An 11,274-nucleotide genomic window follows, 5' to 3' on the forward strand; every position below is an offset into this window, starting at 1 on the left:
TGGCCTCCTCCTTCTATATTAGTTTATACTATTCAATAAATAAGTTCAATCTTATTTTTTATAATTGAAAACCATTGATTATTTTAATATATATATTATAATTAAATAGTAAGAACGAACAGGCGTTCAAAACGAGGTGAATAAATTGAGTAAGTTTAAAATAGTATCAGATTTTAAGCCTACTGGTGATCAACCAGAGGCTATAGAGAAGCTTTCAAATGGCATAATAAATGGATTAAAGTATCAAACACTACTTGGAGTTACAGGATCGGGAAAGACTTTTACTATGGCAAATATTATAGAAAAAGTTCAAAAGCCAACTTTGGTTATAGCACATAACAAAACTTTAGCTTATCAATTAGCCAGTGAATTTAAGGAGTTTTTTCCAGATAATGCAGTAGAATATTTTGTAAGTTATTATGATTATTACCAACCAGAAGCTTATGTTCCACAAACAGATACTTATATAGAAAAAGATGCATCAATTAATGATGAAATAGATAAATTAAGACATTCAGCTACAGCTAGTTTATTTGAAAGAAGAGATGTAATAATAGTAGCTAGTGTATCTTGTATCTATGGCTTAGGAGACCCTATAGATTATGAAAACTTAGTAATTTCTCTAAGGCCAGGAATTATAAAAGATAGGGATGAAATTATAAAGAAGCTAGTAGATATTCAATATGTACGAAATGATATAAATTTTATTAGAGGAACATTTAGGGTAAGAGGGGACACTTTGGAAATATTTCCAGCATCATCTAGTGAAAATACTATAAGGGTGGAATTTTTCGGTGATGAAATTGATAGGATTGTAGAGATAAATCATCTTACAGGTGAGATTATAGGTCTTAGAAATCATGTCTCTATATTTCCAGCTTCCCACTTTGCTACATCCTATGAAAAAATTGAAGGAGCAATAGTTAGAATAGAAAAAGAGCTAGAAGATAGATTAAAAGAACTTAGGAGCCAAGATAAACTTTTAGAAGCTCAAAGATTAGAACAAAGAACTAGATATGATATTGAGATGCTTAGAGAAATGGGGTATTGTCAGGGCATAGAAAATTATTCCAGACATTTAAGTGGAAGAGAAAAAGGAAGCAAGCCCTATACCCTTATAGATTATTTTCCAGAAGATTTTCTCATTATTGTAGATGAATCCCATGTGACTATTCCCCAAATAAGGGGTATGTATAATGGGGATAGGTCTAGAAAGACTACCCTTGTAGAACATGGTTTTAGACTTCCATCTGCACTAGATAATCGTCCTCTTAAATTTAATGAATTTGAGGACCATATAAACCAAATACTATTTTTAAGTGCAACTCCTGGACCTTATGAATTGGAACATTCAGAAAAAGTAGTAGAACAGATTATACGTCCTACAGGACTTTTAGATCCGGAGATAGAGGTAAGACCTACTGAGAACCAAATAGATGATTTAGTGAAAGAAATAAGGATTAGGGAAAAGAAAAAAGAGAGAGTATTGATAACTACATTGACTAAGAAAATGGCAGAGGATTTAACAGATTATTTTAAAGAAATAGGTATAAAGGTGACCTATCTTCATTCCGATATTGATACAATAGAGAGGATGGAGATTATTAGAGATTTAAGACTTGGAAAGTATGATGTATTAGTAGGAATAAACCTTTTAAGAGAAGGATTAGATTTACCTGAAGTATCATTGGTAACCATATTGGATGCAGATAAAGAAGGATTTTTAAGATCAGAAACATCTATGGTACAGACTATTGGTAGAGCAGCAAGAAATGCTTCAGGAAAAGTAATAATGTATGCAGATACTATTACAAAGTCTATGAAAAAGGCTATAGATGAAACCAATAGGAGAAGGAAAATTCAAAGTGAATATAATGAAGAACACAATATAATTCCAAAGACTATTGTAAAAGGTATAAGAGATGTAATTGAGGCTACAAAAGTTATTGAAGATGAAGAAGAATATGTAGCTAATAAAATGTCAAAAGATGAAATGATAGAAATCATTAAAGGTTTAGAAAGTGAAATGCTTAAAGAAGCAGAATCATTAAACTTTGAAAAAGCTGCTGAATTAAGAGATAAAGCAAATGAATTAAAAAAGATGCTCTAGTTAAGAGGTGGTTTAGTGTCAAAAGATAAAATTATTATTAAAGGAGCTAGGGAGCACAATCTTAAAAATGTAGATTTAAAGCTTCCTAGGAATAAATTTATAGTGTTTACGGGTATCAGTGGTTCAGGTAAATCTTCATTAGCCTTTGATACTATATATGCAGAAGGCCAAAGAAGGTATGTAGAAAGTCTTTCAGCTTATGCAAGACAATTTTTAGGCCAAATGGAAAAGCCAGATTTAGATTATATTGAAGGACTTTCTCCAGCCATATCTATAGATCAAAAGACTACTAGTAAAAATCCTAGATCTACAGTAGGTACAGTAACAGAAATATACGATTATTTAAGGCTACTATTTGCTAGAATAGGAACTCCTTATTGTTACAAATGTGGTAAGGAAATAGCTAGCCAAACTGTAGATCAAATGGTTGACAAAATACTGGAATTAGAAGATAGAACAAAACTTCAAATATTGGCTCCTATAATAAGAGGAAAAAAGGGAGAACATAAAAAGGTATTGGAAAATATAAGAAAAGAAGGTTTTATAAGAATAGTAGTAGATGGAGAAAAGTACGAAGTTACAGATGAAATAAAATTAGATAAAAACAAAAAACATAATATTGAAGTAGTAGTAGACAGGATTATTGTTAAAGAAGGAATAGAAGGAAGGGTGGCAGATTCTATCGAAACTGCATTGAAGCTTTCAGATGGATTGGTAATAGCCGATATTATAGATGGAGAACAAATATTATTTAGTCAAAAACTATCTTGTCCAGACTGTGGAGTAGTTATAGAAGAACTTTCACCAAGAATGTTTTCTTTCAACAGTCCATTTGGAATGTGTAATACTTGTAACGGAATAGGCCATTATAAAGAGATAGATCCAGAATTAGTTATTCCAAATCCTTCCCTAAGCATTAAAGAAGGAGGAATTGCACCCTTTAGTACTTCAGCAGAAGATACCTATTATTATCAAGTGTTTAAAGCTATAGCAGAAAAAAATGATTTTGATATTGATGAACCTTTAGAAAATGCACCTAAAGAGTTTTTAGATGAACTATTATATGGAACAAAGGGCAGTATAAGATTTAAGTTTAAAAGTCGTTATAGTGGAAATAGAACCTACAGTGGAACATTTGAAGGAGTTATACCTAATTTAGAAAGAAGATATAGGGAGACCAATTCAGATTATATGAGAGATAAAATAGATAAATATATGGCTGAAAATCCTTGTCCTAGTTGTCATGGAAAAAGGCTTAAGGATGAAGTGTTAGCTGTTAGAATAAATGGTCTTAATATAGCAGAAGTTACAGACCTTTCTATAAAGGATTCTCTAAGTTTTTTTGAGAACTTGAAATTAACAGAAAGACAAAGACTTATAGGTAATCAAGTATTAAAAGAAGTGAAAGAAAGACTTCAATTTTTACAAGATGTTGGTTTAGAATATCTTACACTTTCTAGATCTGCTAGTACTCTTTCAGGAGGAGAATCTCAAAGGATAAGATTGGCTACTCAAATAGGTTCAAGTCTTGTTGGAGTAGTATATGTTTTAGATGAACCTAGTATAGGACTACATCAAAGAGATAATGAACGATTGCTTAAAACCTTGAGAAATCTTACAGATTTAGGCAATACCCTTATAGTTGTAGAACATGATGAAGATACTATGTACAATGCTGATTATATTGTAGATATAGGCCCAGGAGCAGGAAGACATGGAGGATACATTGTAGCAGAAGGTACACTTGAAGATATAGAAAAAAATAAAAAATCTATAACTGGTCAATACCTTTCAGGAATGAAAAAGATTGAAATACCTGAAAGTAGAAGGAAGCCTAATGGAAAATGGGTAGAGATTAAGGGAGCAAAGGAAAATAATCTTAAAGATATTGATGTAAAATTGCCACTAGGAGTATTTACTTGCATAACAGGGGTTTCAGGTTCTGGAAAGAGTACTTTGGTTAATGAAATACTTTATAAATCTCTTGCTCAGAAATTAAACAATGCAAAGATTAAACCTGGAAAGCATAAGAAAATTTTAGGACTTGAAAATTTAGATAAAGTTATAGAAATAGATCAATCTCCTATAGGAAGAACACCAAGATCAAATCCAGCTACCTATACTGGGGTTTTTGATCATATTAGAGATGTCTTTGCTATGACTCCTGAAGCAAAGATGAGAGGATATAAAAAAGGAAGATTTAGTTTCAATGTTAAAGGTGGCAGATGTGAAGCTTGTAATGGGGATGGAATCATAAAAATAGAGATGCATTTCTTGCCAGATGTATATGTTCCTTGTGAAGTATGTAAAGGTAAAAGGTACAATAGGGAAACATTACAAGTAAAATATAAGGGAAAGACAATATCTGATGTATTAGATATGACTGTAGAAGAAGCTTTAGAGTTTTTTGAAAATATACCTAGAATCAGTAGAAAACTTCAAACATTATATGATGTTGGATTGGGATATATAAAACTTGGTCAGCCTTCAACCCAATTATCTGGAGGCGAAGCTCAGAGAATTAAATTGGCAACAGAATTAAGTAAAAGAAGTACAGGAAAAACATTATATATATTAGATGAACCTACAACAGGTCTCCATGTAGCAGATATTCACAAGTTAATCAAAGTATTGGATAAATTAGTAGAAGGCGGAAATACAGTAGTGGTTATTGAACATAATTTAGATGTTATAAAGACTGCAGATTATATTATAGATTTAGGACCTGAAGGTGGAGATGGTGGAGGAACTATAGTAGCTAAAGGTACTCCAGAAGAAATATCAAAAGTAGATAGTTCATATACAGGACAGTTTTTAAAAGATACTTTAAATAATGCATAGGTTTTAAAATCTTCTTTCTTGTCTATACTCTTTTTAAAGGAGGGATTTAGATGGGAAAGAAGATTTTTATTTTAATAGTATTATTTTGTTTAATATTTTCATTATATACTATAGTTTTTTCTCAAGGAGATTTTAAAAAAGCTGATGTGGTATTTAAAAATATTAGTTTAAAAGGTGATGAAGGCAGTATAAATTTAAAAGAAGAAGCATTTTATTATAATAATAAGATATATGCTCCTATTTCAAAAGTAATAGATGTTATGGGAGGACAAGGATTTTGGAATGAAGAAAAGACTGAAATTATTATAAAACCTTATAATGATTTTATCCAATGTGAAAGTAATAAGGGAGAAGTATTTGCCTATGGAATTATAATGAGTATTAATTATGAAAATAGAGAAATAGGAATAGAGCAGTATTTAGATGAAACTACTAAAAAAATACCATCTAAATTAAAAATAAGAGAAGATGCAGTTATAGTACTTGAAAGAAATGATAAGAAAATGAATATAGATTTTACAGACTTAAGGGCAGGAGAAGATATTGGGTTGATTTTAGATAAGGATAAAAATGTACGGGCAATAATATTAGTTAAATAAAAAAATAGCTTGAGAATGGTACGTACCATTCTCAAGCTATTTTTTTATTTAATATATGACTAAAAGACTATTTTGTAATAGAAGACAATAAAATAGGATAGCGTTTGCCATCCTATTTTATATAAAGATTAGCAGAATATTATATACATATAATTTGCTAAAATTCCTGCAATTAAGCCACCTATAAAATGTACAAGCATAGATTTACCAATAAGTTTGCGAGCACCAATAGCATCCATTTGTCCAACTTGTACGCTTAGAAAACCAGCCCAGCATATTCCCATTGCAGAAAATACAGCAATATCATGAGCATTCATAAGACCTTTTTCTAATAAACCTTTTGCCATACCCATAGCTGCTCCTACTGCTCCCAAAGATGTAATTGGAAGAGCTAGTGCTTCAGTGCTTTTGAAACCAAACATTGGATCAAGAATGAAAGAAATTTTTTCTCCTAATTTGGGAAGAAGCCCTATACCTTCTCCAGCAACACCTTCATATACAGGGACACCATTTACAACATCACTTGGACCAAAAGTTAAAATCATAACTATGGTGCAAACAATAACAACTCCTGGGATAATGCTTAAACCAAGTTCAACTCCATTTTTTCCGCCTTCAAGCAAGGAATCTAGAACACGTTGACCAACACTACCTTCACGAACTTTTCTATATTCAAATGCGTCTGAATCTGCTGGTTTAACATTTTTTTCATATTCTTTATATTCTTTTTTTGCAATATGAAGAATTGCCCTTATACTAAAAATACCTCCAAGTATAGCAGCTATATTTCCTATAATTATGGCTGGAATATATTCATCACCTAGTCCGAGGCAATAACTAGTAACTATTAATCCCATTCCAAAAGTATTGGCAAGATTTATAAGAGCGACACTTTCAGCTTTTGTAAAGTACTTTATAAATTCCTTATCTCTAATAAGTGATAAAATAGCAGGGTTATCAGAGAGATAAGTTGTTACAGCACCAAGCGATGCGGCACCAGGTAGACCAAATAAAGGTCTCATAATTGGAGATATAATTTTATTAATAAGAGCTATAACGCCAAACTCTGACATTAGCCCAGCTGCACCTCCAGCCAAAACTGCAACTGCCATTATATATAGGGTTGTGTTAAGAACTAAATCATGAGCTGTTTTCATCATAACACTAAACATAATGCCTACACCCATTTTATTTGCTAAATAAATGAGAATAGCAAGACTAATACCTATAAAAACAAAAGTTTCAGTTGAGATAGCTTTTTTTAGATTTTTTTTGTTTTTTACGTTTTCCATTTCTCAAAAAACACCTCCAGAGAATACTTTTTAATTATTTTTATATTGCATAAATAGAATATAAGGTAAAAAAATATGTATTAGATATTTATCAATCCTCCTTAATTTAAATATAAAATATTATAAGAGAACAGGTGTTAGTTAAATATCAAACAAATATAGATAAAAAAACATAAAAATATAGGAAAAGGTTTTTCTAATATTTAAAAAAACAATAAAGAATCTTTCAAAACTATTATATAATTTATAATCATGAAAATCAATTCATTTTAGAAAAAAATAAAAAACATTTATTTTCATAAAAAAACATTCTTTTATATGGACAAAAAAATAAAATCTTAGTATAATGAAATTAAACCAATGGGCAAAACAGTAAATTACACCTAATTAGTATAATAATAAAAATATAACTATTCTTCATATAAAGAAAAAACATTTCATATATATAATGTAACTGAGTTAAACACATTTCATATATATGAAACAGAACTTTAATATTAAGAAAAGGTGAAATCATGACTACATATATAGAAGTTTAAATTAGATGGTTTATAAATGATAAAAAAATAACATTAAAAAATAAAAATTAATATAAAAATTAAAAAAAGGGGTGTTAAGATGTTATATCTAAACGAAAAAGATATAAATAAATGTATAACTTTAAATGAAATTATGGATGAAATAGAAAAAACTTTTATTTTATATGAAAAAAATAAGTTTTACATGCCTGACAGAATCCATGTAGATTACAAAAACAAGACTATATTATATATGCCTTGTTTTTTAGAAAATATTTTTGGAACAAAGTTTCTCACAGTTTTTCCAGAGAATAGGAAGAAAAGTAGACCAGTAATAGATGGTCTTATGTTGCTAAATGATTATGATACAGGTGAAACTATTTCCATACTAGATGGGAAAACGCTAACAGCCCTTAGAACAGGAGCTGTAGGAGGTACAGGTATACGTCATATAACACCTAAAGATGTAAAAACTGTAGGTCTTGTAGGAGCAGGAGTACAGGGATTTAATCAATTAAGATTCGCTTGTGAGGCAAGAGATATAGAAAAAATAATAGTATTTGATTTATTTAAAGAAAAGCTTCCAGACTTTATTCAAAAAGTTAAGGAGCAAATTTCTGGAGTTGAAGTAGTATCTGTAGAGAATACAGAAGAGCTTTTAAAAGAATCAGATATAGTAATAACAACAACTACTTCTAATGAGCCTGTATTTCCTAATAAAAAAGAGCTTTTTAAAGGCAAAAATTTTATAGGAATCGGTTCATATAAGCCTAATATGAGAGAATACCCGGATGCACTTATTTCTGTTTTAAACAAAGTATATATAGATACTGAATTTGCAAAAGAAGAAACAGGAGATCTTTCTAATCCTTTAGAGAGAGGACTATTAAAAGATAATCAGATCGAAACTCTTGGAAATTATATTTTATATGAAAAAAATAAAGAAGAAATAATAAAAGGAACAACTTGGTTTAAATCTGTAGGTATGGCGTTATTTGATATAGTTGTAGCTCACCTTATATATAATAAGGCAAAAGAAAAAGGTATTGGTCAAGAAATTGAATTGTAATAAATGTGTTCAAAATTCAATTTAAATATATAAGAAGGAGATGATATATATGATGCATTTTAAGCATTATATAAATTGCATTGATGCTCATACTTGTGGAGAACCTCTTAGAATTATAACATCAGGTCTTCCACCAATTGAAGGAGATACTATTCTTGAAAAAAGGGAATTTGTACTTAAACATTATGATTATCTAAGAAAAATGATGATGTTGGAGCCAAGAGGACATAGTGGCATGTATGGTTGTATTATAGTTCCTCCTGTAACGGAAGATGGAGATTTTGGAGTGCTTTTCACACATAATGAAGGCTTAAGTTCCATGTGTGGACATGGCATAATTGCAGTGACTAAAGTAGCTATTGAGACAGGAATGATTCCTGCAGAAAATGGTGTTAAAGTTGTAAAGATTGATTCTCCTGCTGGAAGAATAACTGCCTATGCAGATCTAAAAGATGGTAAAGTAGAACAAGTAAGGTTTCAAAATGTTCCATGTTTTGTGTATGAGAAAAATGTAAAAGTATATGTAGATGGTATAGGAGAAGTAACTGGAGAAGTAGTGTATTGTGGGGCTTTTTATGTATATCTTGATGTAAACCAAGTAGGTTTAAAGGTAAATCCTAAAAATGCAGAAGAACTTGTTAGAATAGGTATGGAAATAAAGAATAAAGTAACGGCAAAAATGGAATTTAAACATCCTACTTCAGGAGTAAACTGGTTATATGGAACTATATTTTATGAGCCATTGATAAGAAACGGTAAGAAACTTTATACAAAGAATATATGTATATTTGCAGAAGGACAAATAGATAGATCACCTACAGGAACAGGAACAGGTGGTAGAGTAGCGTTACACTACAGTAAAGGTGAAATGAATAAGGAAGACATACTTATAAATAACAGTGTTATAGATACTACTATGAAAGCAAAAATTATTGAAGATACAAAAGTTGGAGAATATGATGCTGTAATAACAGAAGTTTCTGGAACAGCATATATATCAGGATTTAATCAATTAGTATTAGATCCAGAGGATCCTCTACCAGAAGGATTTAGAATTTCAGGAAGTTAAAATATAAGATAAAAAACAAATGCCGTATATTTCATATAAATGAACTATAGACATATAATATGAGGATTTACAAAATAATTTTTCATAAGCATAAAAAAAGTTTAGCAATACTTAAAAAATACTGGACATTTTTTAAATTATGAAGTATAATTAAGTTAAAAACATATCAAAGTAATACCGTTTTGCTTAGATATAGTTTTTTATACCACAAATCCTAAAAAGTATAATTAAATCGTATATAATAATGATAAAAGTATTTTAATAGATAAAAATTTAAAAGGAAGGGAAAGGAAAACGGTATGAATAATATAGGAAAAAAAATAAAGGATCTGAGAACAGGAAACAATATGACTTTAAAAGAATTAAGTGAGAAGACAGATTTGTCCATTGGTTTTTTATCTCAGCTTGAGAGAGGATTAACAACTATAGCAATAGATTCTTTAGAGAAAATAGCACAAGAACTTGGTGTAGATTTAACATATTTTTTAGCACCACCTAGAGAACAGAAAAAAACAGTATTGCGTAGTTACGAACAAGAAGTATATCAAGTGGTAAATAACCATATAATTTACAATCTTATAAATGATGTTAATGAAAGAGAATTACTTCCAAGGCTTATACACATTCTTCCTATGGAAAAGATTGAAAGCATAAAAACGTATAAGCATAAGGGAGAAGAGTTTGTCTATGTTCTTGAAGGAATATTAACTTTAGTAGTAGATGATGAAGAATATAGTTTATATCCAGGTGATAGTGCTCATTATAGTTCCATGCATGTTCATAACTGGGCTAACTATACAAATAAGGTTGTGAAATTTATAGCAGTGAATATTCCTAATACTCTTAAAGAGGAATAAAAAGAGGTGTTATATATGGAAGGAACAATTGTAAATATACAAAAGTATTCTATACATGATGGCCCTGGAATAAGAACTACAGTATTTTTAAAAGGTTGTCCTTTAAGTTGCTGGTGGTGTCACAATCCTGAAAGTCAAAGTACTAAAAATGAAATAATGTTTTTTGAACAGAAATGTACTGGATGTGGAATATGTGTAAAAAGATGTCCAGAGGAAGCTATTACTATGAGGGAAATGAAGCCTACAATAGATAAGACTAAATGTATTTTATGTGGAAATTGTACAGATTTTTGCTATAACGAAGCAAGAGAATATGTAGGTCAAAAGATAGGAGCTATAGAATTATTTAAAGAAATTCAAAAAGATGAGATTTTTTATGAGGAATCAGGAGGAGGAGTTACATTTTCAGGAGGAGAACCTCTTTTGCAAGTCGATTTTTTAAGTGAGGTTTTAGATATATGCAATAAGAAGAATATCCATACAACATTAGATACTTCTGGATATACAAAGTGGGAAAATATAGAGAAAATAGTTAATAAAGTTGACTTGTTTTTATATGACTTAAAGCTTATAGATGATGAAAAGCATAAAAAGTATATAGGAGTTTCCAATAAGTTAATTTTGGAAAATCTTAAAAAGTTATCATCATTAGGGAAAAGAATATTTGTAAGAATGCCTATAATAGCTGGGATCAATGATGATAATGACCATATTGATGAGAGTATAAAGTTTATAAAAACTTTAAATAACATAGAGCAGGTTAATCTAATTCCTTATCATAGTATGGGAATGGATAAATATAAAAGATTAAATATGGATTATAAGCTTTCAGGTATGGAGAAACCTGCTGATGAAAAAATGGAAGAATTAAAAGAAAAATTTGAGAAGGAAGGAATAAAAGTAAAGATAGGGGGCTAAA

At 29.9% G+C, this 11,274-nt stretch carries 8 protein-coding genes; 7 read left to right on the forward strand and 1 reads right to left on the reverse strand.

The window, feature by feature from the left end:
* Positions 1–145 precede the first annotated feature (145 nt).
* Genes uvrB through FYJ27_RS02160 form a run of 3 tightly spaced genes read left to right on the forward strand, consistent with a single transcriptional unit; the run spans position 146 to position 5,550 of the window.
* Positions 146–2,110: an excinuclease ABC subunit UvrB gene (uvrB, locus tag FYJ27_RS02150; protein WP_154482444.1), complete on the forward strand. Its 1,965-nt coding sequence runs from the start codon at positions 146–148 to the stop codon at positions 2,108–2,110.
* 15 nt (positions 2,111–2,125) lie between these two features.
* Positions 2,126–4,951 carry an excinuclease ABC subunit UvrA gene (gene uvrA, locus FYJ27_RS02155; protein ID WP_326831023.1) on the forward strand — a complete coding sequence of 942 codons (2,826 nt, stop codon included), beginning with the start codon at positions 2,126–2,128 and terminating at the stop codon, positions 4,949–4,951.
* Positions 4,952–5,001: 50 nt separating this feature from the next.
* Complete coding sequence (locus tag FYJ27_RS02160) at positions 5,002–5,550, forward strand: hypothetical protein (protein ID WP_154482447.1); 549 nt, start codon at positions 5,002–5,004, stop codon at positions 5,548–5,550.
* A 128-nt stretch (positions 5,551–5,678) separates the two neighbouring features.
* Here FYJ27_RS02160 and FYJ27_RS02165 read toward each other — a convergent pair whose 3' ends face one another.
* The gene (locus FYJ27_RS02165; protein ID WP_154482450.1) at positions 5,679–6,842 is read right to left on the reverse strand and encodes a CD0519/CD1768 family membrane protein; all 1,164 of its coding nucleotides are present in this window, start codon (positions 6,840–6,842) and stop codon (positions 5,679–5,681) included.
* 618 nt (positions 6,843–7,460) lie between these two features.
* On the opposite strand from FYJ27_RS02165, the gene FYJ27_RS02170 reads away from it, so the two are divergent.
* The 4 genes from FYJ27_RS02170 to FYJ27_RS02185 all read left to right on the forward strand — a co-directional run bounded on the left by FYJ27_RS02170 (position 7,461) and on the right by FYJ27_RS02185 (position 11,273).
* The gene (locus tag FYJ27_RS02170; RefSeq protein WP_154482453.1) at positions 7,461–8,429 is read left to right on the forward strand and encodes an ornithine cyclodeaminase family protein; all 969 of its coding nucleotides are present in this window, start codon (positions 7,461–7,463) and stop codon (positions 8,427–8,429) included.
* A 49-nt stretch (positions 8,430–8,478) separates the two neighbouring features.
* On the forward strand, positions 8,479–9,498 hold the full coding sequence (locus FYJ27_RS02175) for a proline racemase family protein (protein WP_229775441.1): 1,020 nt from the start codon (positions 8,479–8,481) through the stop codon (positions 9,496–9,498).
* 299 nt (positions 9,499–9,797) lie between these two features.
* Positions 9,798–10,355: a helix-turn-helix domain-containing protein gene (locus FYJ27_RS02180; RefSeq protein ID WP_154482456.1), complete on the forward strand. Its 558-nt coding sequence runs from the start codon at positions 9,798–9,800 to the stop codon at positions 10,353–10,355.
* A gap of 15 nt (positions 10,356–10,370) precedes the next feature.
* Positions 10,371–11,273, forward strand: coding sequence for a trans-4-hydroxy-L-proline dehydratase activase (locus FYJ27_RS02185; RefSeq protein WP_154482459.1), 903 nt, complete (start codon positions 10,371–10,373; stop codon positions 11,271–11,273).
* The last annotated feature ends 1 nt before the right edge of the window (position 11,274 follow it).

Origin of the sequence: Anaerosalibacter bizertensis (assembly GCF_009696605.1) — a bacterium.
Taxonomy (GTDB): Bacteria; Bacillota; Clostridia; order Tissierellales; family Sporanaerobacteraceae; genus Anaerosalibacter; species Anaerosalibacter bizertensis.

What these genes read in the sequence shown, in the direction of transcription:
- FYJ27_RS02170 (WP_154482453.1), top strand. Translation starts at nt 7,461, where the DNA reads ATGTTATATCTAAACGAAAAAGATATAAATAAATGTATAACTTTAAAT.
- FYJ27_RS02160 (WP_154482447.1), top strand. Translation starts at nt 5,002, where the DNA reads ATGGGAAAGAAGATTTTTATTTTAATAGTATTATTTTGTTTAATATTT.
- FYJ27_RS02180 (WP_154482456.1), top strand. Translation starts at nt 9,798, where the DNA reads ATGAATAATATAGGAAAAAAAATAAAGGATCTGAGAACAGGAAACAAT.
- FYJ27_RS02165 (WP_154482450.1), bottom strand. Translation starts at nt 6,842, where the DNA reads ATGGAAAACGTAAAAAACAAAAAAAATCTAAAAAAAGCTATCTCAACT.
- FYJ27_RS02185 (WP_154482459.1), top strand. Translation starts at nt 10,371, where the DNA reads ATGGAAGGAACAATTGTAAATATACAAAAGTATTCTATACATGATGGC.
- FYJ27_RS02175 (WP_229775441.1), top strand. Translation starts at nt 8,479, where the DNA reads ATGATGCATTTTAAGCATTATATAAATTGCATTGATGCTCATACTTGT.